General features: G+C 48.9%; 20 protein-coding genes. All 20 read left to right on the top strand.

The window, feature by feature from the left end:
- Window positions 1-127: 127 nt before the first annotated feature.
- Complete coding sequence (metK, locus tag A7K91_RS19955) at window positions 128-1,330, top strand: methionine adenosyltransferase (RefSeq protein ID WP_068686020.1); 1,203 nt, start codon at window positions 128-130, stop codon at window positions 1,328-1,330.
- A gap of 221 nt (window positions 1,331-1,551) precedes the next feature.
- Window positions 1,552-5,991 (top strand): Ig-like domain-containing protein, encoded by a 4,440-nt coding sequence (locus tag A7K91_RS19950; protein ID WP_068686018.1) that lies wholly within the window; start codon window positions 1,552-1,554, stop codon window positions 5,989-5,991.
- Window positions 5,992-6,180: 189 nt separating this feature from the next.
- Complete coding sequence (locus A7K91_RS19945; RefSeq protein WP_068686016.1) at window positions 6,181-8,892, top strand: stalk domain-containing protein; 2,712 nt, start codon at window positions 6,181-6,183, stop codon at window positions 8,890-8,892.
- Between the two features lie 74 nt (window positions 8,893-8,966).
- A complete protein-coding gene (locus A7K91_RS19940; protein ID WP_068686014.1) occupies window positions 8,967-10,151 on the top strand; it encodes a sensor histidine kinase in 1,185 nt (394 codons plus the stop codon).
- Window positions 10,135-10,860, top strand: coding sequence for a response regulator transcription factor (locus A7K91_RS19935; RefSeq protein WP_156739705.1), 726 nt, complete (start codon window positions 10,135-10,137; stop codon window positions 10,858-10,860). The genes A7K91_RS19940 and A7K91_RS19935 overlap by 17 nt, the downstream gene beginning before the upstream one ends.
- A gap of 622 nt (window positions 10,861-11,482) precedes the next feature.
- The gene (locus tag A7K91_RS27315) at window positions 11,483-12,232 is read left to right on the top strand and encodes a hypothetical protein (RefSeq protein WP_156739703.1); all 750 of its coding nucleotides are present in this window, start codon (window positions 11,483-11,485) and stop codon (window positions 12,230-12,232) included.
- A 1,048-nt stretch (window positions 12,233-13,280) separates the two neighbouring features.
- Window positions 13,281-13,733, top strand: a complete 453-nt coding sequence (locus A7K91_RS19925) for a hypothetical protein (protein ID WP_068686012.1) — start codon at window positions 13,281-13,283, stop codon at window positions 13,731-13,733.
- Window positions 13,734-13,896: 163 nt separating this feature from the next.
- Complete coding sequence (locus A7K91_RS26190; protein WP_245697699.1) at window positions 13,897-16,056, top strand: helicase-related protein; 2,160 nt, start codon at window positions 13,897-13,899, stop codon at window positions 16,054-16,056.
- A gap of 17 nt (window positions 16,057-16,073) precedes the next feature.
- Entirely contained in the window at window positions 16,074-16,904 is an 831-nt protein-coding gene (locus A7K91_RS19915; protein WP_068686008.1) for a ComFC family protein, read from the top strand.
- Between the two features lie 288 nt (window positions 16,905-17,192).
- Complete coding sequence (locus A7K91_RS19910) at window positions 17,193-17,615, top strand: TIGR03826 family flagellar region protein (RefSeq protein WP_068686006.1); 423 nt, start codon at window positions 17,193-17,195, stop codon at window positions 17,613-17,615.
- 212 nt (window positions 17,616-17,827) lie between these two features.
- Complete coding sequence (gene flgM / locus A7K91_RS19905; RefSeq protein ID WP_082967607.1) at window positions 17,828-18,103, top strand: flagellar biosynthesis anti-sigma factor FlgM; 276 nt, start codon at window positions 17,828-17,830, stop codon at window positions 18,101-18,103.
- A 26-nt stretch (window positions 18,104-18,129) separates the two neighbouring features.
- Window positions 18,130-18,627 carry a flagellar protein FlgN gene (locus A7K91_RS19900; RefSeq protein WP_068686004.1) on the top strand — a complete coding sequence of 166 codons (498 nt, stop codon included), beginning with the start codon at window positions 18,130-18,132 and terminating at the stop codon, window positions 18,625-18,627.
- 25 nt (window positions 18,628-18,652) lie between these two features.
- A complete protein-coding gene (gene flgK, locus A7K91_RS19895; RefSeq protein WP_068686002.1) occupies window positions 18,653-20,185 on the top strand; it encodes a flagellar hook-associated protein FlgK in 1,533 nt (510 codons plus the stop codon).
- A 34-nt stretch (window positions 20,186-20,219) separates the two neighbouring features.
- On the top strand, window positions 20,220-21,137 hold the full coding sequence (gene flgL, locus A7K91_RS19890; protein ID WP_068686001.1) for a flagellar hook-associated protein FlgL: 918 nt from the start codon (window positions 20,220-20,222) through the stop codon (window positions 21,135-21,137).
- A gap of 2 nt (window positions 21,138-21,139) precedes the next feature.
- Window positions 21,140-21,709 (top strand): DUF6470 family protein, encoded by a 570-nt coding sequence (locus tag A7K91_RS19885; RefSeq protein ID WP_068685999.1) that lies wholly within the window; start codon window positions 21,140-21,142, stop codon window positions 21,707-21,709.
- A gap of 118 nt (window positions 21,710-21,827) precedes the next feature.
- Window positions 21,828-22,274 carry a flagellar assembly protein FliW gene (gene fliW / locus A7K91_RS19880; protein ID WP_068685996.1) on the top strand — a complete coding sequence of 149 codons (447 nt, stop codon included), beginning with the start codon at window positions 21,828-21,830 and terminating at the stop codon, window positions 22,272-22,274.
- Between the two features lies 1 nt (window position 22,275).
- The gene (csrA, locus tag A7K91_RS19875; protein WP_068685994.1) at window positions 22,276-22,521 is read left to right on the top strand and encodes a carbon storage regulator CsrA; all 246 of its coding nucleotides are present in this window, start codon (window positions 22,276-22,278) and stop codon (window positions 22,519-22,521) included.
- A 114-nt stretch (window positions 22,522-22,635) separates the two neighbouring features.
- Entirely contained in the window at window positions 22,636-23,490 is an 855-nt protein-coding gene (locus tag A7K91_RS19870) for a flagellin N-terminal helical domain-containing protein (RefSeq protein WP_068685992.1), read from the top strand.
- Between the two features lie 115 nt (window positions 23,491-23,605).
- Window positions 23,606-23,992, top strand: coding sequence for a flagellar protein FlaG (locus A7K91_RS19865; RefSeq protein WP_068685990.1), 387 nt, complete (start codon window positions 23,606-23,608; stop codon window positions 23,990-23,992).
- Between the two features lie 31 nt (window positions 23,993-24,023).
- Window positions 24,024-25,529, top strand: coding sequence for a flagellar filament capping protein FliD (fliD, locus tag A7K91_RS19860; RefSeq protein WP_082967605.1), 1,506 nt, complete (start codon window positions 24,024-24,026; stop codon window positions 25,527-25,529).
- Window positions 25,530-25,534: the final 5 nt, after the last annotated feature.

Raw genomic sequence — 25,534 nt, 5'->3', positions numbered from 1 at the left:
TTGACACTAAACAACATTTTAGGTATCATGTGTTTTTAGAAGAAGAGTTGTCGAACAACCTTTTCCTTCGCGGAAAAGGTTCGTTTTTTGTAGAGCATATAATTCTATTTGCAGGAGGTTGATAAGATTGTCGATTAAAGGCCGTCATTTATTTACATCGGAGTCCGTTACGGAAGGGCATCCCGACAAAATTTGCGACCAGATATCTGATGCGGTTCTGGATGCGTTCCTGGAAGCGGACCCGCACGCGCGGGTTGCCTGCGAGGTTTCTGTAGCAACAGGCCTAGTGCTTGTTATTGGCGAGATCAGCAGTAAAGCTGATTATATCGATATTTCCAGCATTGTGCGCCGCACTATTAAAGATATTGGCTATACTCGCGCCAAATACGGCTTTGATGCGAGCACCTGCGCGGTATTAACTTCGCTTAACGAGCAATCTGCGGATATCGCCCAAGGCGTAAACGCTGCTCTTGAAACTCGCGAAGGCAAAGATATGAAGCAGGAAAACGAAGATATCGGCGCAGGCGACCAAGGCTTGATGTTTGGCTTCGCCACCAATGAAACGCCGGAGCTGATGCCGCTTCCAATTGCCCTTTCACACCGTGTTGCCCGCCGTTTGTCCGAGGTTCGCAAAAATAATACGCTTCCGTATCTTCGTCCAGATGGAAAAACGCAAGTAACGATTGAATATAAGGACGGAAAGCCAGTACGTGTTGATACGATCGTTGTATCTACACAACATGCCGAGGATATTACGCTTGCGCAAATTCAAAGCGATATTATGGAGCATGTCATCAAACCAGTTGTACCGGTGGAATGGCTGGATGAAGCAACCAAATACTTCATTAATCCGACAGGCCGATTCGTCATTGGCGGCCCTCAAGGCGACGCCGGCTTGACCGGTCGTAAAATTATTGTCGATACGTATGGCGGATATGCTCGCCATGGCGGCGGCGCGTTTTCCGGAAAGGACCCAACTAAGGTTGACCGTTCCGCAGCGTATGCTGCCCGTTATGTGGCTAAAAACATCGTATCTGCCGGACTGGCCGACAAATGCGAAATCCAGCTTGCCTACGCAATCGGCGTAGCTCAGCCGGTGTCGATTAATGTTGATACTTACGGTACAGGTAAAGTCGCTGAAGAAAAGCTGGTCGAGCTGATTTCCAATAACTTTGACCTGCGTCCTGCCGGCATTATTAAAATGCTGGATCTGCGGCGTCCTATTTACGCTCAAACGGCTGCATATGGTCATTTTGGCCGCACGGATGTTGACTTGCCTTGGGAACGAGTAGATAAGGCAGATAAGCTGAAGGCGGAGGCTGGACTTTAATCTGTATTTTATTATGCATAGGGCGTCCGTGTTTTATGCCAGGGTGATGCTACGGCACACCCTTGATGACTCGCGTTATGCAACCTTAGGGCCGTTTACAGCGTCTTCCAGTGGGGATGTTGTAAACGGCTTTTTGCTGTTACTGCACATAACCTAAAATTTCGGAGACAAAAAGCCGACAAATAAAGTACGAGTGTATTAGTTGAGGAGTGAATCCAGAAATGAAGCAAACCCGCAAGCTGTCTCTGTTTATTGCCATCCTGATGATTCTGCAGCTTGGCGTCCCGGGCTGGTCGCCCGGTCATAAAGCTAATGCTGCAACATCTGGCCCTGTGGCTATCAGCTTTTATCCTTCGGCCAATATGAATAATGTACCTATCAATTCCAGGCTGAAAATCGTATTTGATGAAAATGTAAGGCTGGGAGCTTCAACAACCTATGTCCAATTGTATAAAACGGCGGACAACTCATTGGTGGAAAGCATCAGCGCCACCTCGGGCCGAATTTCCATTGCATCCTCAAACAACAACGAAGTGACGATTAGTCCTTCCAGCAATTTTTTGCCTTATACCGAATATTACGTATTGATAGATGCGGGAGCATTCGTTAATGCTTCGAATGGGGCGGCATATACCGGCATTCAAAGCGCGACAAAATGGAAGTTCAGCACATCGGGTGCAGCAGATACATCCCGCCCGGTAGCTGTAACCAGGGGGCCAGAGGGCCCGCTGGCGGTTGTGCCGATGACGGCTTCCATTTACATAACATTTAATAAGCCTGTATATGCTGCGTCAGGCAATATCATGCTCAGGACCAGAGACAGCGTCGACAACCGGCAAATCCCTGTTACATCGGCAAGCGTAACGGGAAGCGGATCGACTCAAATTACCATTACTCCAGAGACTGCTCTGCAGCCTTTGACATCTTATGATGTAATTATATCCCAGGAAAACTTTGAAGATGCGTCCGGCAATACCTTTGCGGGCACAACCTGGACTTTTGCAACCGCGCAAGCCCCCGTTAATCTGGCGGCGTCCAATCCGTTTTCTCCGCCGGCCAATGCTACCTTGGTACCGATTGATACAAGCTTGACGATATCATTCGATCAAAATGTATACCCCAACGGAGGAAAATACGTTGAGATACGGCGAGTGAGCGACAATGTCGCGGTACAGCGTATTCAAGCCATTAATACGGCGCGTATTACGGTGATCAACAATACAGTAACCATCAGGCCGGATGCCAATCTGGCTCCAAACACGGCCTATTATGTATGGATAGAGCCAGGGGCTTTTTCAAAACCCGCGCCAAACAACAGCGAATGGTTTTACGGTATTTCATCAGCGACGGTCTGGCCGTTTACGACAGGCTACGGAAATGATACCTCGCCGCCAGTCGTTCAAACGCTGGCTCCGGTATCGGGCGGAGTGCTCAACAATATTAATGGAACATTGACGCTTACCTTTAATGAGGAGGTATATCCAAGCAGCGGCAATATCGAAATTCGGCAGGTTTCAGGTAACACTTTGTTCCGCTCCATTCCTATCACCTCGACGAGAGTTAAGGGAGGCGGGACAAAACAGCTGGTCATAGACGCCACCAGCTACGTTTCATCTGTTGATACGGCCAAAAGCTTTATTAATAATACAAGATATTATGTTTCTATTGGCAACCGGGCTCTCAGGGACGGAGCAGGGAATTTTTTTGCCGGCATTTCCGGAACATCCGGCTGGTCATTTACCGTGACGCAGGACGGCACTCGTCCTAATATTCAGTCCTTAAGTCCAGCAACAGGCTCAACGGCCGTTGGGTTGCAGCAAAGCTTTGCAGCTTTGTTCGATAAGCCGGTTATGGTTGGCAGCGGCAGTGCTTCTTTTATCCCGACAGGCACAACCAACAATGCAACAACCGTTTCAGGCACGATTCAAATTGATCCCAACAATACCCGTCAAATTATTATTACTCCTAATAGCGCTTTGGTCGAAAATACGCGCTATTATATCAATATGGATGAAGGAGCCGTCACGGATCTGGTTGGGAACTCCTTTATCGGCATATTGAATCAATATCAATGGGAGTTTCTGACGGTTGGCGGAGACAAAACGCCACCTGCATTATCTCGTTCTGAAGTGAGCGGCTCCATCCTCCGGCTGATTTATAATGAGCCGTTGAATACGAATCTGGCTCCTTCTCCAGCCAGTTATTATGTTACCGTTGCAGGTGCGCCTCGCAATGTAACGGCCGCAAAGATTGAAGGCAATATGGTTCTGCTTACACTTGCCAGCTCCGTTGCTTATTCGCAAAAGGTAGTGGTATCCTACACCAAGCCAATCAATGGTCTTGTGCAGGACTTGTCGGGTAATCAGGCAGCGAGCCTGAATAATGTTGAAGTGACCAATGGATATACCAATACCAATCCAACGGTTTCAAGCGGCTCGGCCTCCGGCAATACGGTCGTTCTGAATTTTAGCGAGCAGCTGCTTTCGGTTAGTCCGTATGCCTATAATCAATTTTCGGTTACGGTTGCAGGAACGCGCTACATCCCGACTGCAATCTGGCATAGCGGAAATGTCATTCAGCTCACGATTAGCGGGACGATTACGAGCGGTCAAACGGTGCTGATTTCCTACACGCCGGGCAGCTATGCCCTTTTGGGCAATTCCGGAAATGCGGTAGGCTCCTTCAGCAACTATAATCCTGCGACCGGGGCAGGAACCGGTACTGGAGTCGTTATAGATACATCGCCTCCTTACGTTTTTTATGTATCGGCCAGCGGCACATTAATTACGATAAAATATAATAAAACGCTTAATACAAGCAAGGTACCGGGTATTTATCAATATAGCGTTGTGGTGGATAATGCGGTCAGAAGCATTAACTCCGTCGTAGTGGCAGGCGATACCGTGCTTCTAAATCTCTCCTCTGCCGTGACAGCAACGCAAACGGTAAAAGTCAGCTATGTAGGCTCTAATACCGGCGTATCCGACTACAGCGGCAATGTAGCAGCTTCGTTCACTAACCTGGTTGCAAATAGCGGCACGGGAACCGGTGGGGCCGGGACGGGCGTTCCGACTCTGCAAGGCGCAATTGCGAGAGGCGCTGTCCTGACTTTGACGTTTAATACGGCGCTTGACCCAGCCTCGATTCCGCCAACCAGCCAGTTTGTGGTTCGAGTCAAAGGGCAGGTTCGGATGGTAAGCAATGTTGTGGTTTCAGGAACCAATGTCGTGCTTACGCTGGCTTCTCCCATTAACGTTGGCGAAACGGCGGATGTGACCTACTACGGCACGGGAACGACTCTAAAATCGATTTCAGGTATTAATGCCAATACATTTTCAAATACAACGATTGCCAATCAGACAACGCTGCTGGATACGCTGACTGGAGACTATGAAGCATCGGAGCATGGCGGCGTCGCGATCAAGCCATCCGGCGCAACCGTAATGACGGATACCTCTCCGGCGGGAGTACAGGCTAATCGCTATACGGTCGATCAGGCCAAATTTGTAACGGCGGTTACGACTTCGCGCGATGCCGGTATTGCTAATCCGCGCGTAGCCTTTAAGGTGCCGGAGGGGCAAAATGCCGCATTAGTTGCTGTATCGTTAATTCCGCTCGAAATGGCAAGCAAGCAGAGCAATGTGACGTTTGCGGTGGAATATGGCGATATTACGTATGAGCTTCCGCTCAACACGCTGAATTTCTCCCAGCTGTCGAGAATGGCTGGCGGGAATGGGATTTCCAATCAATTGCTTATTGCGATCGACAAGGGGCCCAACACCTTGACCTCAGCATTGTCTACGGCGCTTAACTCGTCAAAAGCATCAACCATTTCCACACCGGTTCATTTTGACGTTATGGTTGTGAATGGATCAACAAAGGAAAAGGTTGAGACATTTAGCGGCTATGTGGGACGGTCGATGAAAATTGCATCCACTTCGGATACTACGCAAATTTCCGCTGTCTGGCTTGATCCGGTAACGGGAACGCTGTCGTATGTGCCAACGGTTTTCAAGACCGAAAACGGAGTGATGACGGCTACCTTTAAGCGCCAGGGCAACAGCGCTTATGCCATCGTCAGAAATTCATCCACCTTTGCGGATATTGCCAACCACTGGTCCAACGACAAGGTCGAAACGATGGTTCGCAAATTTGTTGTTGAAGGGCGCTCGACGACGGCTTACGAGCCGGATAAACCGATTACCCGGGGCGAGTTTGCAACCTATATTGCCAAGGGCCTTGGCTTAACAGGCGATCGAACGGCTGCGGCTAAATTCAAGGACGTTAATAAGGATACGGTGATGGGCGCATATATCGGCGCTGCCGCTGCAGCCGGGATTGTTAACGGCGTGGACAGCAGCAATTTTAAACCCAACAGCTTTATTACGCGCCAGGACATGGCAGCCATGATGATGCGAGCGGCCAAAGTCGCAGGCATGTCGGTTACGTTGCCTTCATCGGAAAGCTCGTATTTGCAGCCTTTTAGCGATAGCGGCCAAATAGGATCTTATGCAAAAACCAATATGGCGCAATCCATCTACCTCGGCATTATCAACGGAAAAAGCAGCACGCGTCTGAGTCCGAAGGCGAACGCGACCCGCGCCGAAGGCGCGGTCATGATTATGCGTCTGCTGGAGAAGGCGGAGCTGCTTAGCCAGTAGACGTGCTCGCTAATGCCGCTGTTCAAGCTAAAACTTGGACAGCGGCTTTTTCATTTGCCAAAAATCAATAAGCGAGCTCCATTAGAATTGAAAAAAAGTAGCCATGTTCTTCTATGAAATCGTAACTTTTCTATCGTTTTAGGAGTCTAATTGAGTAGATAACTAGGAGATGGGAGAGTTGCTTTAAAAATGGGTAAGCTTCAACAAGGCGCGCGTCGGCATAAGGGGAATTTGGGGAAGAGAGTAGTAGTTGTCGCTTTAAGCGGGGTTTTATTGATTCAGCCGGTGGGCAGTTTGTTGCCACAAAGCTGGCATGGCGCCATTATTTCGCAGGCTTATGCCTCGGAGGCTGGCCTCAAGCTGAAATCCCAATCTATCGTTTCTGCGGGCATCAAGAGATTGGATTACACCTTTACAACAACAAGAAGCGGCAAAAGCGTATCCACCGCCGTTCATGTCATAGAGGCCGATTTGAGCAAGCCGTACGTATCGCTTAATACGATAAGCGGAAGGAATGGCAGCGTTGGTCAACGGAATAACATTTTGAATATGACAAAAGAAAGCGGAGCAGTCGCCGGCATCAATGGCGATGTTTTCGTGATGGCCAACGAAGGCACGGCGCTTGGCGCCCAGGTGCAAAACGGCGTTTTGACCACCAGCCCGTCGCAGCTGAGAGGGATGTATTCCTTTGCAGTGACAAGCGATCGGCAGCCCGTTATTGATTCCTTTTCTTTTGCGGGAACGGTCACGGCCGAAAACGGGGTTTCCTTCCCTCTGGAAGGGGTTAACCAGTCCACCTATTTCCCTGAAATTGACGGGGCAACAGGCGTTACATACAGTCATGTGGACAAGCTGTTTATTTATACCAGTGTCTGGGGCGGCGCCGAACGGCCGGCTCATTCCGCAACCATCCCTACAGAAGCTCTGATTGTGGACGGAGTTGTTACGCAGCTGTCCGACGGTGTTCAGCTTGATGCTGCACCTCCGGAGAATGGCTACATTTTGCGAGGCAGCGGCAAGGCTGCCCAATTCATCAAGCAAAATCTGGTTGTAGGGCAAAGAGTGGACAGCCAATATGCGCTGGTATCCAATACGACGAAGCTGCCGGTTGATCCCTCCTCCTTCCAAATGCTGATTGGCGGTCATACCCTGCTGGTGGACAATGGGACTTCCGCAGCGTTTTCCCGCGATATTGCGGGGGTAAGCGGCAATTCCTACACCTCCCGTTCAGGCGTAGGCTATTCCCAGGACGGGCAAAAGGTCTATTTGATTACGAGCGAGCGTTCCGGCAGCAACACGGGCCTGAGCCTCAAGGAGCTGCAGACGGTTATGGTTGGGCTTGGCGTGTTCAAAGGCATTAATCTGGATGGCGGCGGCTCAACAACAATGACGGAGCGTCAGCTTGCAACAACGAATATTCAGCTGTCCCATCCTACGCAGGAAAGCTCGCAGCGCAGTGTCGCCAATGGCATCGGCGTGTTTACGGCGGCGCCCCAAGGTACGTTAAAGGGTATGGTGATGAACGGAACAACGATGCTGCTGCTTGGCCAGGAGGGTAAATTCACCGTCAATGGCTATGATAACTACTACAACCCTATAGCTGTTGACACAGCCACTATGGAGTGGAGCCTTTCATCTGCCGTAGGCACCATTAAGGATGGGGTTTTGACGGCGAACAAAATAGGGAAAACGCAGGTTATCGCTAAGTCGGGCTCCGTCGAGAAAACAATGGAAGTGGAGGTCGTTGGCCAGGAAAGCATTGCGTCCATGTCGATCTCGGCTTCCGCAGGGATGTTGTCCAAAGGCGCTACGCTTAACGTGCCAGTAACGGCCAAGCTGAAGAACGGCAACTCCTACACCCTTTCAGGCGATGCGCTAAAATGGGAGTTTGTAGGCTTTGAAGGAGAATACAAAAATGGCGTCATAACGGTCACTGAAGTCAAACCGGGCGTAACCACGGGTTATGCTATTGCCAGATATGATGGCTTTGGCGCTATGGTGCCGTTTGTTCAGGGTGAACAGGACTCCGTTTTGGAGGATTTTGAAGTGTCGCGTTATGGTATTACCTCTCAAGTAACGCCTGCCGATACCACAACCGGCTCTGTTAAGCTGGTGAGCGATTTGCCCGATCAAAAAAGCAGCCGAGCCTTGCAAATATCGTATGATTTCTCTGGCGGTACAGGAACCCGGGCCTCTTATGCTGTCTTTGGCAGCAACGGGATAACGATGGGCGGGTCGCCGGCTCAATTAACGATGGATGTCTTCAGCGATAACAGCAAAAACTGGGTTAGAGCCGAAATTGTGGACGCGTCCGGAAAAACTCATTTGCTGGATGTAGCCAAGGAATTGAACTGGAGCGGCTGGAGAAATGTAAAAATCGATCTTTCATCAGCCGGCGTAAAGTTTCCGGCCAAGCTGAAGCGGGTATATGTAGTAACCATCGACAAGGATAGCGATAAAAAAGCGGCTTCAGGCGCTATTGCCATCGACAATCTGATGCTGCGTACGCCATCGGAAGTGAAGGAGCCTGCTCGGTCATCCATTACTATGACCGTCGGCAACACCAATGCGTCGGTAAGCGGCAAAGGAGTTAAGCTGGAGGCTGCCCCGCTGCTTCAGAACGGGACAACCTATGTACCTATCCGGTTTGTTTCGGAGACTATGGGCGCCGAGGTGCTTTATGATCCAAAAACACGCAGGGTCTCCGTTTTGAGAGGCAAACAGCTGCTGGAGATGACGATTGGCAAAAAAGAATATGCGTTGAACGGAGTACGTTATACCTCTGATGTAGCCCCTTTTACCCAGAATGGAAGAACGATGATTCCGATCCGATTGTTCTCGGAAAAGCTGGGATTTAAGGTTAATTATGAGGAGAAATTAAGGAAAATTACCATTGATTAAGCTATGCGTTGCAGGTCTAAAGTATGGTATTATAGTAGAGAAAATCCTGTATCGTGGAGGAGTGCCGAGCATTAGTGGATCACTTGACTGTCGATATTAATAGAGTTATTGCCAACGCTGTCAAGGCGATGGAAGACAGCAAATATCAGATTTATGAAATTTGCCAGTCCGCTCGCTCGGAGCTGGAGGCTCTTGAACAGGAATTGGAGCAGGTATTGCAGGAAACGATAACAACGATAGACAAGGTAGACCGTCTGGAGCAGGAATACCGTCTTGCCCGAATTAGACTGACGGAGGTCAGCCGCGATTTTGTCCGCTACAGGGAAGAGGACATTAAAACCGCGTATGAGAAGGCAACCGGGATTCAGCTTGATTTGATGGTCTACCGTGAAAAAGAAAACTATTTGAAATCCCGCCGGGACGACCTGCAGAAGCGGGTACGGAACGTGGAGCAATCCATCGAGCGCGCGGAGAGCATCAGCTCTCAGATGAATGTTGTGCTTGAGTATTTAACAGGGGATCTTAATCAGGTTACGAGAATTATTGAATCAGCAAAGAACAGACAGCTTTTAGGCTTAAAAATTATTCTTGCGCAGGAGGAAGAACGAAAACGGATCTCAAGGGAGATTCATGACGGTCCTGCGCAATCTCTTGCAAATATTGTTTTGCGGACTGAAATTGCGGAAAGAATGTTGGCCAAAAATCAGTTTCAGCTTGTCCAGGATGAATTGGTTGATCTCAAGGGCCAAGTACGGGCAGGGTTGGAAGAAATTAGAAAAATAATCTTTAATCTGCGGCCGATGGCGCTTGACGATTTGGGAATTGTTGCGACGCTTCGTAAATTTACGCAGGATTTTGAAGAAAAAAGCCGAATTCATACCAAGTTCGAAGTTGTTGGCAGAGAGCTCAGGCTGCCTTCCGCAATGGAAGCCGCGATTTACCGGATGGTGCAGGAGGCATTCTCCAATGTGCTCAAGCACGCAAGGGCATCTCATGTCTCTCTTGAAATGCATTATTCGGAAAGGCTCATAACCTTGACGATCAAAGACAACGGTTCCGGATTCCGGCCGGAAGGGTTGCCGAAGACGGCAAACCGAAACTCGCATTTTGGACTGATCGGGATGAGGGAGCGTGTGGAATTGCTTGAAGGAAGGATTGATATACAATCAAGTCCAGAAAGCGGGACCGAAATTACCATTATCATTCCAGCAACTTCTGATCAAAGAAAGGAGATTGAGGATCATGAACCAGACTTCTAGCGACCCGCAAAAAGTGAAGATTTTGCTTGCTGACGATCATCAGCTGTTTCGCGAAGGGCTAAAGCGCATTTTGAACATGGAGGAAGATATTGAAGTCATCGGCGAATGCGGCGATGGCATTCAAGTCATGGAGTTTTGCAATCATACATTGCCGGAAATCGTGTTGATGGATATTAATATGCCTATTGAAACAGGCGTAGTGACAACGGAAAGACTCAAATCGATGTTTCCAGACGTCAAAGTAATCATTTTGTCCATTCATGATGATGAAAGCTATGTATTCGAAACACTGCGCAAAGGCGCGACGGGCTACCTGTTGAAGGATATGGAAGCGGAGGAGCTTATTAATGCGATCCGTTCCGTTCATCAAGGCTTCTCCTATATTCATCCCAAGGTTACCGGGAAGCTGATTAACCAGCTGCGCCGAATGACCTATCTGGATGAGATGGGCGTAGCCTCCGGGGCAGCTGCGACCAAGGAGGCCGGCGTGAAGTATCATGCCGCCGAGGAAAGCCCGCTGACCAGACGCGAAGCTGAGGTTTTGCGTTTGATGGCTGAGGGCAAAAGCAATAAAACGATTGGCGAAAACTTGTTTATTAGCGAAAAAACGGTTAAAAACCATGTCAGCAGCATCCTGCAAAAGATGGAAGTGGATGATCGTACGCAGGCCGTTATTAACTCTATCAAGTTTGGCTGGGTAACTCTTTAGTTCTTTTTTTGCTTTCAGGCATATTGTGCTGCGCGTTGAAGTGCGCGCCCCTGGAGGGACCCCCGGAGGAAGTTGAACCCGCGGATTTTCAGGGGAGGCGCGTCATCGTGTCTCTATCCCCTAAAACATGTATAAAAAAAGAGCGAACAACTAGGGTTCGCCCTTCCTTCTTGAATACTTGCTCTTCATTTAGCTCCTCTACAAAATAACCTTTACCTGTGCTGCTCCCCTCTTTCACACGTTCAGCAGTCAGCTTTTATCCCTTCAATCCGGCTTTTGCCGACGTCCCATTCTCATTAGAAGATAAACGCCAGTCAAAATGGCAAGCGAGCCTAAAAGATAATACGGCAATATATGGGTTTGACCAGTCTTGGGCAAGGTGTCCAGCGGAACGCTTGATTCGGGATCTGTACCGTCTGAGGCATGATCTACGGCTGTTCCTGGTCCTTCGCCTGCCGGTATCGGCTCTTCCTCGATAATAACTAAATCCTCCGTAGGCTCAGGCGATTGCGGCGGCTCTGACGGACTGACTGATACTTCCGGAGTCGGAGTTGTTTCTGGCGTGCTTACGGCTGTTTGAAACGGTGCCGGGCTTGCTGAACTGCCAGGCGTTGATCCAGGCGTGCTTGTAGGCGTTGGAGTTGTCTCCTGGCCAGGTGTCGAATTTGGTGTGCTGGTAGCCGTAGGAGTAGGCTCCTGGCTAGGTGTTGGCTCCGGCGAGCTGGTAGCTGTAGGAGTAGGCTCCTGGCTAGGTGTTGGCTCTGGCGAGCTGGTAGCTGTAGGAGTAGGCTCCTGGCTAGGTGTTGGCTCCGGGGAGCTGGTAGTAGTAGGAGTAGGCTCCTGGCTAGGTGTTGGCTCCGGCGAGCTGGTAGCTGTAGGAGTAGGCTCCTGGCTAGGTGTTGGCTCTGGCGAGCTGGTAGCTGTAGGAGTAGGCTCCTGGCTAGGTGTTGGCTCCGGGGAGCTGGTAGTAGTAGGAGTAGGCTCCTGGCTAGGTGTTGGCTCCGGCGAGCTGGTAGCTGTAGGAGTAGGCTCCTGGCTAGGTGTTGGCTCTGGCGAGCTGGTAGCTGTAGGAGTAGGCTCCTGGCTAGGTGTTGGCTCCGGGGAGCTGGTAGTAGTAGGAGTAGGCTCCTGGCTAGGTGTTGGCTCCGGCGAGCTGGTAGCTGTAGGAGTAGGCTCCTGGCTAGGTGTTGGCTCTTGCGAGTTGGTAGCTGTAGGAGTAGGCTCCTGGCTAGGTGTTGGCTCCGGCGAGCTGGTAGCTGTAGGAGTAGGCTCCTGGCTAGGTGTCGGTTCTGGCGAGCTGGTAGTAGTAGGAGTAGGCTCCTGGCTAGGTGTTGGCTCTGGCGAGCTGGTAGTTGTAGGAGTAGGCTCCTGAGTCGGTGTTGGCTCCGGGCTTGGCGTAGTGCATGTTGAACCTTTATACAGCAAATGAGCTCTTAATGTTAGATGATCGTGTCCGTAGCCCGGGTTTAACGTTTCTTGTATAGGACCAGCGTACAAATCCAATTGCGCATTTCCGCATTGCGGCAGTTGAACCTCCAGGGTGTAGCGGCCGGCTTTATCATACTTTTTGCTGACTCCATCATAATGAACCTGATTTTCATACGGCTCCGGGGTATTATCAAAGGTGTAAATAGAGAAGCTTACCTCTACGCAGTCCTTGACGGTAACAAAAGAGGCAGTTCCATTCCCGGTAGTGGCGTTTACCTTGATTAAAGGCACAAGATCCGGCTGCTCCTGAATCGAGCCAAAATGCTTGTTATAGGTTGTACAGTTATTTTCCTGTTCCTCCAAGGGTTCAGTTGCGCCGCTGCCGTTTCCTCCTGCAAATGCGATTGCGCCAAGCGGCAGGGATAAAATAAGCAGCAGTGCCAGCATAAACGCAAGGGTGCGTTTATTCCTTTTCATTCATTCACTCTCCTCTGATTATGGGGGTTTGTCTCTATATAGCAAGGCCAAGCGCGGCCGTTTCACCTTCTTCCTCAACTTCTCCGTTTAGCAATTAAATGAACGCCTCTATGCGGCCGTTCATTCTTGAATGGCTTCGTTTGAAGCATTCTTACTATATGTGTGTGATTTTACAAAAATGATAGCATATACCGTAAATTGAGCAAGGGTGTATTTTTGCATAATGTTGTTGATCCATACCGGATTTTGTCGAACGTGTAAAATAAAGCACAATGGCGATTTCAGTATAGATTTGAAAACGATGCGGAGAAATAAATGTGCTGGATTCCGTCTCGCCCTTTGATGCGGAAAAGCTTTGAGAGGCCTTGGGAACAACATGGAAAAGCCATGTTTCATAGGCAGTAAATGGGGGCGAAGGTGCTTTTTATTGGAAGTATGCAGACTTGCCTGGCCCGCAGCGCGTAACCGTTAGGCTGTTCCCGGCATATAGTGTCACTATACAGGAGGTGGCCGACATGCTGGGGATTTTGCTTCTCGTCATCGGATGTTATGCCAGTGCGGCACTGCTCGTGCATGTAATCTTTCGGTTCAGCAGAGGCGGCGGCAGAGCAGCCAGTCATTATATATTTATTGGTGATCAGCGCCAGAGGAATATGGAATGGCATTTAAGGACACTACACTCCTTCTCCAGATGGATGGGAAAAAGTATAGCGCTTACCGTTATTGATCGCGGATTAAACGAGGAGTCGCGCGCGATAGTGGAGCGGTGGAACTACAGCGGCAAAAAGGTAACTCTGCATGATATGGGGTCCTCATGGAGTCCGGCCGATGCTGCGGAAGCGGAAGGCAACGGGGAAGCATCGCAGATGATGTGGCAGCTTAAGGCGCAAGGCATTATTAGAGAGTCGGAGCAGGCCGTGCTGATTGATTTGCAAAACCCTGCGGATTTGTCCAAAATGCCGTTTTAATTTATAATAAATGAGTCGGTAAGCTTAAAGAATAGCAATCCTTATATTAAAAATAGTGAAGCACACTTGCATGTCCCTGTCGGGGAGGCAAGTGTGCTTTTTTGGTTTTACAGGACAGTGTGGCAGCAAAATCATAGGCAGACTTAACGGAAAGGAGAGGGGAATGATGAAAGGAAACGTATATCTTCTGCTCCGCCAAGGGGGATGGGAGGCCAGAGCAACGATTGCGCCGGAGGTGGATGAGGCGTATTGGTTTGGAAGAACGGCTGCAAAGCAAGAGGAAGACTGTCCATCCCGGCAAGGGAGGCGTGAGGAGAGTTGTGGAGGGGATGCGGTGGAGGCTTGGCTTTACAAGGAGGAGCTGCCTTGGGGCCAAGCCTGCTTGGCTGCTGACCTATGGAATAGTCAGCAGAGGGGTGCAGCGGGACGGGCCGGACCCGGCCGTCAACATCCCTTTCAACGGCTGGCACGGCTTGTTGCCGAGCTGCAGGAGCTGGATGGCCGGAGGCAAAGCCCCGGCATCGCAAGGGAGGCGCGGCAGCAGCTTGCCTGCCGCTGGGGGGAGCGCTCACGGGGCGCAGCCGTGAGCGAGGAGACGGCTGGCCTGGCGCAGCTGGCCGCCGGGCTGTTGCAGGGTCGCGCGCTGCTAGGCTGCGAAGCGCGCGACCTGCTTGTCGGCGCAGCCGGCCCCGGGGCCGGGAGCAGCTGGAGCGGAGCGCTTCAGCTGCTGTCCCTGCTGGGGCAGGCGCGCCTTGCCGGAGCGGTCGCCGCCGGGGATGGCGGGCGGCGAGCCGCTGGTGAACTTCGCTGCCGGCGGTGCGGCAGCGGCGGGGTGTGCCTCAGGCGGACGCGCTGCTATGCCTGCGGGCGGATGTGCGCTTATTGCGAGGCTTGCCTGATGATGGGGCGCAGCAGGGAATGCGAGCTTTTTGTCACTGGCGTGTATACGCCTTCCGACGCCGTGGGTAAATTGTTTTGTGACCAGGCCCGCATGGGTCGTTCGCATAATATATCCACTGGCAAGGCATGGGGATTAAGCCCTGCCCAAGAGGCGGCAGCGGCACAGGCGCTGCATTTTATTGAGTTGAAATTACAGCAGCGGAGTGTCATGGATGCCTCTGGCGTTGTCTCTACGAACGGAGAACAACCCCAGCCATGTCCTGATCGGGATTTTTCGCACGACCAGCAGCAAACCGTTCCCGTCCGGCACCTAGGACAAGACCAACTACTGAAGACGTCTACCCGTAGTAGTTTAAAGCAGCATTTGCAGCCGCATTCGCTTATTAGCAGATTTACACAGAAGCTGTTTTCATCGCTCCTGCCGAACAGGGAGGAGTGGGCCCATTATTTTTTGCTTTGGGCTGTAACGGGCGCTGGCAAAACGGAAATGATTTTCCCTTTGGTCGAAACGGTTCTTGCCAGAGGCGGCAGAGTGCTGATTGCATCGCCTCGCAGAGATGTAGTGATCGAGCTTGATCCCCGCCTGCGGAAGGCTTTCCCCGAAGCGTCCGTCGTGACGCTATACGGAGGCAGCGAGCAGCGGTGGGAGCGGGGAAGCATTACGTTGTCCACAACGCACCAGCTTTTTCGATTCCACCAGGCGTTTGATCTGGTTGTGATCGACGAGCTTGATGCTTTTCCCTATCATGGCGATCCTATGCTTCATTATGCCGCAGGCAAATGCGGATTGCCGGGCGGTCCAACCGTCCTGTTATCGGCAACGCCGCCAAGGGAGATGCAGGCGGCGGCTAAAAGCGGCCGTTTGGCGCATGCCCGAGTGCCCGTGCGTTTTCATCGCCATCCGTTGCCCGTTCCCAGGCTGGTAGCCTCTCCTCCCGTTGCGGTCATGCTGGCTGGCAGAAAGGCGCCGCCCGTCCTTTTGAAAGCGCTCCGGGAATCGATTCAGCGCGGGGCGCAATGCTTTGTTTTTGTCCAGCGAATCTCTCAAACAGAGGGTATGGCGGCATTGCTGGCAAAAGCATTGCCTTGCCGGCATGTGGCAGCGACCTCATCACAAGACCCGGAGCGAGCCGAAAAAGTGAAACGATTCAGAGCCTGCGATATTCGGGTTTTGGTAACCACAACTATTCTGGAGCGCGGGGTAACGATTCCGCGTAGCGATGTGTATATTCTGGATGCCGATGGCCGATTATTCGACGAGGCCTCGCTTGTTCAAATGGCGGGGAGGGCTGGCCGATCAGCCGACGATCCTTTTGGCAGAGTTGCCTTTTTTGCCAAGGAGCGGAATGAGTCCCAGCTCCGCGCTGTCAGACATATCGCCGGCATGAACAAGGCGGCTCGCCGGCAGGGCTATTTGCGCTAAAAAAGGAGGTTTTAACAATGAATTCAGGCTGGATTCAGCTGGCATCGAGACTTGCGAGGGGGCTGCTCCATAAATCCATGGAGCTGCTGGCGCCTGCGCCGGCAGAATGTCTGGTATGCAGCAAGCCCAAGCGGGCAGGACGGAATCGGGACGGATTGCTGCCTTACGGGTATCCGGAATTACCGCTTTTGGCCGCCTCTCTTTGCTCAAGCTGTTTAAAAGCCATTCCTTGGATGAGGCGCATTGTATGCCCTGTTTGCGGACGCGGCGTTCACTGCGACGATTGCAGCCGAAGAAGCGAGCGTGCTTTTATGATTAATCGAAGCGCCGTTGCTTATAATCCGGCAATGAGGGAATGGCTTGCTTTGTACAAATACCGGGGGCAGGAGCGCCTTGCCCCTATGCTTGGAGAAATGCTGCTCCCCGCTTGCTGGCTTTTGATGCGCCAAATGGGGGGAAAGGGATGGGACTTCGTCACTTATGTGCCAATTAGCGAGGAAAGGGCGATGGAGCGCGGCTTTAATCAGGCGGAGGAGATTGCTGGCCACATAGCCGGAAAGCTTGGCTTGAAGGTGGTAAGAACGCTGAAGCGTACAAGACACGCCGGTAAAATGAGCTTTAAAACCCGGCGCGAAAGAATTAGCGAGGCGAAAACCCTGTTCAAAATGGATGAGCAAAGCAGCCGCTATATCCGGCAAATGGCAATGGAGCGCGGGAGAGAGATTCGTATTTTGCTAGTGGATGATATCTATACAACGGGCAGTACCGCCGAAGCCTGCGCATATGCCATTCAGGAAGGGAGCGGGGGAGCGGCGGCTATTTATGTGGCAACCTGGGCGAGATCCTGATTATCCTGTAAATCTCTCTTTGACAGGCTGTAAATACGTGATTCATAGGCAGAAAAATGCTATACTGTTTGAAGAAGAGAAGGATGGTTAAGGCGGCTGACCTGAGGTTCTATTTTTGCCAGAGACATTTTTCGCTTCACAGGGTTTATTGTGGATTCCAGCAGGAGCTTCTTTGCTTTACCGGAAATGCAGCTTGCCGGGAGATGCATGCCGTTTATTTATGAAATGGCTTGCAAAATCCGTTATTAAATAAAGAAGAGATTTTTAACATGTTAGGGGGATGAAATAATGAGTTTGGAAAATTGTCCTCGCTGCGGCCGATTGTTTAATCGAAGCTTTCGCGATGTGTGCCCGGTTTGCATTCGGGATATTGATAAAGAATACCAGCTTTGCGCCGACTATTTGCGCGAGAACAAGGGAGCTATCATAAGCGAGCTTTCGGAAATGACAGGAGTCTCGATCAAACAAATTACGAAATTTGTACGTGAAGGACGCATTTCCATCTTGAATGCGCCAAACATGTCTTATCCTTGCGAATCCTGCGGGACGTTGATCCGTGAGAGCAATTTGTGCGAAGGTTGCAGGACGAGACTGACGAAGGATACGCGAAAAATGATCGACGATGAACGAAACAGAAAGCAGGTCGAGGCCCAAGCGACCAGAACGGATAGTAACTACAAGGGGATAGACCGCTACAAAGACAGGCACTAGCTGGCCATTTTTCACTAACGATTTGCCTTGCGGCATGGAGGCGCTCTGGACTTGATATTCAGCTCAAAAGGATATGCTGCCGAAGTATGTTACTTTCAGAAACCGCCTTTTTGAACGCGCACTTAAAGTTGCTATTCAATAATATTGCAAAAGAGCCGATAATACTCCCATAAGGTAATCGGCTTTTTTAGTTTTTGCAAATAAATGAGGTGATGGAATTGAAGATAAATGAAACCAATCGAATAGGTGCGGCCAATCCCTACCAGAAGCAAAATGAAATCAGAAGCACAGATTCCAAAATTGCTAAAAAGAAGGATGAGGTTCAAATTTCCGCGGCCGCCAAGGAGATGCTTAGCACGAGCAAGCTTAATGAAGCGGATAGAAGCCAGCATATTGAAGGGCTCAAGCAGTCGGTATCCTCGGGTACCTATCATGTGGACGCTGGAAAAATTGCCGAAAAGCTGCTGCCATATTTGCGCGATAACTGAGAACGGCGGGACGGGGGAAAAGGCTGATGTTGATAGCAGGCATCATAGCGATTTTGCAGCAGCAGTTAGGGCTGTATGAGCGAATATTGGAATGCGAAAAAGGCAAAAAAGCCTTGATTATGAAAAACGACGTCGTTCAGTTAAACGTCCTGACTCAAAAAGAAAAACTCCTCACGGCGCAAGCAGACGAGCTTGAGACCAAAAGACTGCTCTCCACCGCAAAATATTTCAAAGAAATTGGATTCCGCAACCGTTCCGGCATTTTGTCCGATTTAATCAAGTCCGTCAATCAGCCCGAAGAAAAGCAGGCTTTAATGTCTCTCTCCAATGAGCTGACGGACATACTGCAGGAATTAAAACATTATAACGACATCAACCAGCAGCTGATTCAACAATCGCTGGACTATATTAACTTCTCGATCAGCCTGATGGTCGAGGACCCAAGCGAGGATGTGGTCTACCAGCATCCCATGAATCAAGCGGGAGCCAATAAGCAAAGGGCCTGGTTCGATTCCAGAGCCTAATAGAGGTTTAAAAGGGGATGAATAAATGAGATCAACCTTCCATTCACTGGAGACGGCCAAACGGAGCTTGTTTACCCAACAAGCCGCTATCAATACAGTAGGACATAATATTTCGAATGCCAACACGGAAGGCTATTCGCGCCAGAGGGTCAGCATGGTTGCGTCACGTCCGATCGAGGCCTATGGCATGAATCGCTCCAATGCGCCGGGCCAGCTGGGCACGGGCGTTGAATTTACTTCCATCACTCGGATTCGCAATGCGTTCCTGGATTCGCAATACCGCGAGCAAAATCAAGGCGTAGGCAGCTTATCCATTCAAACGGACACGCTGAAAAAGCTGGAGGGTATTGTAAACGAGCCGTCCGATTATGGTCTGCGTGGCGTTATCGAGAAGTTCTGGAGCTCCTGGTCCGATTTGAGCAAGGATCCCGAGAACGTAACAGGCCGTGAAATTTTGGTTGAAACCTCCAAAGCATTAACGGATACGTTTAACGAATTCAATCGTCAACTAACGAATATGCATGCGGACCTGACATCCAACATCGAAGTGAAGGCTACGGAGGCTAATTCCCTTCTGTCAACGATCTCTTCCTTGAACCAGGAAATTCGCCGTATTGAATCGTTAGGCGACGATGCCAACGACTTGCGCGATCAACGCGATCTGATGACTGACAAGCTTTCCAATATCGTCAACATTACCGTATCGGAAACGGATCTTGGATATAGCATCAACATGGGCGCTGTCAATTTGGTGCAGGGCACTACAGTCAACCCGCTGAGCGCTGCCCAACTGGAAACGGCGTTTACGACGGGCGCCTTGACAGGCGGTGAAGCCTACGGAATGATACTCTCCCGCGATACTTATGTCAAGGAGTTTGCACAGCAGATTCATACCCTGGCTGACACACTGGCTAACGGAGACATCGAAATTACACTTCCGGCGGGAACAGTTAAGCCGGGCACAACAACGCCGATAACAGCCCCGGAGACGATCACAGTCAAGGGCATTAACGGCTTGCACAAGCTGGGGTATACGCTCGAGGAGCCCGCAACCGCCGGCCAAGACTTTTTCACCTTTACTGCCGATCCCAACTCATTGACGGGCTTTAGCTATGCAGTTAATCCCGCTATCGTGGCGGATTCCAATAAAGTAGCTACCTCGCTTCGGACAACGACAGATGCTGCCGGTACAACAGTAGTCAAAGGCAACAATGGTCTTGCACTTCTAATGTCCGAGCTTCAGAACATCAAATTCTCTTTTGATGAAACTGCACAAGGCGGCGCTATTACGCAAGCAACAGTTAACGATTTTTACAGCGCTGTGGTGGGCGCGCTGGGCGTTCAAAGCCAAGAGGCAAATCGTTTGTATACGAATACGCAAACGCAGTTGGATCAGGTGGAGAGCAACCGGAAGTCGATTAGCGGCGTTTCTCTGGACGAGGAAATGTCTGACCTGATTAAATATCAATATGCATACAGCGCATCGGCGCGCTTCATGACGACGTTTGATGAACTGCTGAACAAGCTGATTAACGGCACTGGACGAGTAGGCCTGTAGGCTTGCAGAGAAAGGGAATAAGGAGGCAACAGAGATGACGCTTCGCGTTACCCAAGGCATGATGCATTTGCAACTCATGCGCAATTTGAACAGAAATATGGCTCAGATGGAACAAATCCAGATGCAAACAACAACCGGTCGTAAGATCAACAAGGCATCCGACGACCCGGTGGGCATTACATATTCGCTTCGTTATCGCGCGGAAATTGCTGCTAATGAGCAGTATAAGAAAAATGTTGACTCTGCGTTGTCTTGGCTGGATTTTAATGATACGGTGCTTGGCCAGGCAGGGGATGTTTTGCAGCGAATCAAAGAACTTACCACGCAAGGAGCTAACGGAACGAACCCTGGTATTGCTCTTGATAATGTTAAAAATGAAATCGACCAGTTGAAAACCCAATTAATTGAAATTGGTAACAGTACAATAAACGGAAAGTACATTTTTAACGGCGAACACTTCAATGAAGCGCCGTTTGATAAAAATGCAACAGGATTTGACGCCAAGGCTGTTGATGCAGATAGTGGAATTGTTAATTACTCCATTGGAGCAAGCGTAAGGATTGATATTAATTTTTCGGCTGCGCAAGTCTTCGGAAATGCTGATCCTACTGGTTCTGGTGATAATGTTTTTTCAGTTATTGACCGTATAATGACAGGACTGTCAGATGGTAATTATTCTGCGGTAAGTTCGGAAATTGCCAATATTGAATCCAGTATGGATCGTGTGTTGAGTCTCAGATCGGAAGTTGGCGCTCGGGTCAATAGATTGGAACTTACGCAGAATCGTTTGGAGGATTTGGGTATTAACCTAACGGATATGAAGTCTAGAACCGAAGATGCCGACTTTGAAAAATTATTAATCGATGCCCAAATAAACGAAAATATTTATCAGGCATCTCTGTCTGTGGGAGCCAAAGTCATTAGCAAATCGCTGGTTGACTTTCTGAGGTAGCTATGAGACTTCCGCAAATTGACATTAGACAAACGCCAGCCAGACTGAATATTTCATCAAAACTGGGCGAATATCATATTACCCAGAAGAATGCTTCCATGGACATCAAAACAACGCAGGCGGTTATTGACATCAAAACGGAAACGCCCGTTGTTATGGCCGATATGACAAAAACATGGGACGCGTTAAATGGTGGTGGTACGTTGTCTTTTATGAACCGGCTGTATAATCAATTTGGTCGGTTCGTTCAGGATGCGATTAATCAGACTGTTCAGGAATACAATCAGATTGGTGATCTGACACTGGATGCTGACCCCATTCCGAATATAGCCAGGCAAAGTTTGTTTCGCAGTCCGCCTAAGCTGCAGATCTATGGGGAAGCCTCAGTGTTTAATTTGAGTTTTAATGTTAAAATTACACCGCCAGATATTAGGATTACGCCAGGCAAGGCCGAAGTTTCTGTTGTTCCAAATAAGCCGGAAATCAACTATCAACGTGGTGGAGTGAATATATCTATGGCTCAGTATCCGGTTGTTCATATCACTTCACCGCAAATTGATTTTACCTTGTAGAATGCAATAATATAATACAAAATACGGAGCTATGAATCGATAGAGATTATCATAGCTTTTTCTTTTGGCCGGGTATTGGCGGCACATGTTTAAAAAATTGAAGGGGAGTTGTGGCAGCATGCTGGTGCAAACGTCAAGATTTGGAGAAATGGACATTAAAGAGGAAGAGCTTTTTCATTTTGAACAAGGGATACCCGGATTTCGGTATGTGCAAAGATTTGCCGTTATTGAAGTTGGGGACAGCCCTTTCTTATATCTGCAATCTGCTGACCATGGAGACATATCATTTATTGTTGTGTCTCCGTTTGACTTCCTGGAAAGCTATGAGTTTACACTGCCGGTTGATATCAAAGAAAGTCTTGGATTAGACAATGAACAACATGTCAAAATCGTAAACATTATCTCCGTAAGGAATGAGCTGGCATCCGCTACGGTCAATTTGGGCGCTCCTATTATTCTGAATACGCAACTTAAAAAAGGCGCGCAATATATATTGCCCGATGGGAAATACTCCATTCATCATCCGTTATTTATAGGTGAAGTTTCGACCGAAGGAGGAAGATAGGATGTTGGTGTTAAGCAGGAAAAGTGGGGAGTCACTGATTATTGACGGTGACATAGAAGTGACCATATTGGAGGTTTCCAATGATGTGGTCAAAGTCGGGATAAAAGCCCCTAAAGAGGTGGGGATTTTGCGCAAAGAACTTTACGCGGAGGTTGAAAGAAACAATTTATCCGCCGAACATTCGGCAATATCCAACGATGATTTATTAAAACAATTTGGTGAAATAAAAAATCTAAAAAAGCTATAAATGTTTGACGCGGGACTGCCGATATAGTACATAGGGCTGATAAGGGCGGCCGACCTGAATCAGTTTACCACACGGACGTGGGAAATATAACCAACATTCAAGGAGGAAATATCAATGCGTATTAATCACAACATTACCGCTCTGAACAACCACCGTAACATGGGTTTGAACACCAATGCTGCTGGTAAAAACATGGAGAAATTGTCTTCCGGTCTTCGTATTAACCGTGCTGGCGACGATGCTGCTGGTCTGGCAGTATCCGAAAAAATGCGTGGTCAAATCCGTGGCTTGGAGCAATCCCAACGTAACGTACAAGACGGTATCTCTTTCGTTCAAACTGCTGAGGGTGCAATGAACGAAGTTAGCTCCATGCTTACTCGTATGAAAGAGCTGAACGTTCAAGCATTGAACGGTACTTACTCTTCCACTGACCTGGCTAACATCCAAACAGAAGTAAGCGAGCTGAGCACTCAAATCACTAATATCCTGAACGATACCAAATTTAACGGAATTTCCATCAGCAGTGGTGCAGCAGTTGCAGGCTCGACAGCTACTGGCTCTGTTGTGAAAATTCAAGCTAATGATAGCACTCAAACAATTGAAATCAAGAGAATTAACTTGGCTTCAATCACGGCTACTACTATCTCTAACGGATCTTCTGGTGTTAACGGTCTGACAGCTACAACAGCTCTGACTTCAATGACGTTGAAATCCATCGAGGGCGCTATTACAGCAGTTTCCTCTGAGCGTGCTAAACTGGGTGCTACTCAAAACCGTTTGGAATATACTTCCAATAACTTGGGTACAACCGTTGAGAACCTGACTGCCGCTGAGTCCCGTATCCGCGATACAGACATGGCGAAGGAAATGGTCGAGCTTACCAAAAACAACATTCTGCTTCAAGCCTCACAAGCGATGCTGGCGCAAGCCAACTCGGCACCGCAAGGCGTATTGTCGTTGCTCCGTTAATGACAGCTTGAGGATCAAACACAGAGGCTTTGGATTTTTATCCAAAGTCTCTGTTTGTATAGAGCTTGTTTTGTAATTAAGTTTGATCTATTACCCTTGCTAATGAGGTGGAATTATGTCCTTCCAAATATCTTCTATACCCTCATCTTCCACAAGGCCAGCGGCAGCAGAGAGTTTCAACTATGATAGTGCGCCCAAACAAAGGGATGAAGGCGATAATCTTCGTTCAACTTCGGAATTGAAAAAGGCAGAGCGAACGGGTTCAAAACTATCTGTCAGTGATGAGCAAATGGTTAAAATGGTCGATCGAGCAATAAAGGCTATGCAAGGTCCGCATACCAGTGCCGAACTTTCGGTACATGACGCCACCAATACGATCATGATTAAAATTATTAATACTGATACTGGCGAAATGATTCGAGAAATTCCTCCGGAAAAAACCCTTGATATCGTTGCTAAGCTCATTGAAGTGAACGGATTACTCATTGACACAAAAGTTTAACTATAGATGAAATGGGGTGTATAATGTGAGAATGACAGGTCTCGCCTCAGGGATGGATATTGATTCCATTGTTAAGCAAATGATGGAAGCGCGTAGAGCACCACTAGTAAAACTTCAGCAAAAGTCGCTGGGAATTGAATATAAGCAGGAAGCTTACCGTTCGGTCAGCACCGCTTTGGTTGATCTTAGAAATAATAAGCTGCAAAACAACCTAAGTATGTCTTCTGCAATAAATGCTAAAAAAGCTACTGTAACAGGCAATACGTCCGCCATTTCTGTCACCACGTCGTCTACGGGTGCTCCAGCGGGTGTATTTAATGTAACCGTTAAAGAATTGGGGACTGCAGCTTCGGTAAAGCTTACCTTGGCAGGCAGTGGAGAAGCTGACAAAGTTAAGCTCAGTAGTTTAGGATTTACCAGTGGTTCTATAGAGCTGGTTGATGATACTGACGCAGACCCTGCTAAGCATAAAAAAGTTTCTATCTCCTATAATAGTGACGATACACTTCAGTCGCTATTAAATAAAATAAATAATAATAAAGAAGCAAACGTTACTGCTCTATACAACAGTAGTACGGGCGAGATTGCCATGGCTTCCAAAACATCTGGAAAGCGGAGTATTGATTTCGGAGCTGGAACCCCGGCTGGTGCAGCGATAACTAATAAAGTAGTAGGAAAAGAAGGCACGGCTGAAATTAATGGCTTAACTATGACAGCTACTAACAATCGCATTACTGTTAATGGGGTTATTATACAGTTAAATCACGAAACTCCCGTAGGCGAAAGCTCCACAATAACCGTTGGTACGGATAGTGCGAAAATCCTAGAAAATATAAAAACTTTTATTTCCGAATACAATAAAGTCCTTGATACACTGAATGGTAAGCTCGGGGAAGATAAATATCGTAGTTATGCTCCATTAACAGATGAACAAAGGGAAGGGCTAACCGATAAGCAAGCAGAGCTTTGGGATAGCAAGGCTAAAAGCGGGTTGCTTAAAAATGATGGTATTTTATCACAGACGGTGTCACAACTTCGGGAAGCGCTTATCAGCGATTTTGGACCAACCAGGGGATTTAACATTCAGTCCATTGGAATTACAACTGGACAATGGCATGAGAAAGGCAAACTGGTTATTCAAGACGAGAGTAAGCTACTCGCCGCAATTGAAAATGACCCGGACCAAATCATGCAGCTATTCACGGCCAGATCTCCGGATAAACCTGCTGAAAGATATACAAAAGTTAATAACAAGGATTCCGGTATTTTTACACGGGTAAGCGATGTTTTGATGGAATCAATCAAACTCTTGTCAGAAAAGGCCGGTACATCGCAAGTAAGCACATCATTAACGGGAACTTTCTTGGAAACCTCATTATTAGGCACGGAAAAACGCCAAATTAATGATCGGATTACGAATCTAAACAGGCAATTACTTGCACTGGAAACGCAATATTACAAAAAGTTTACGGCTATGGAGTCTGCTATTAATAAATTCAATTCACAATCAAGCAGCCTGTCCGGCTTTTTGGGTTGATAAGG

Source organism: Paenibacillus oryzae (assembly GCF_001675045.1).
GTDB classification, from domain to species: Bacteria; Bacillota; Bacilli; order Paenibacillales; family Paenibacillaceae; genus Pristimantibacillus; species Pristimantibacillus oryzae.
The sequence above is the reverse complement of the archived record's forward strand: the minus strand, read 5'-3'. Positions and strand labels throughout refer to the sequence as shown.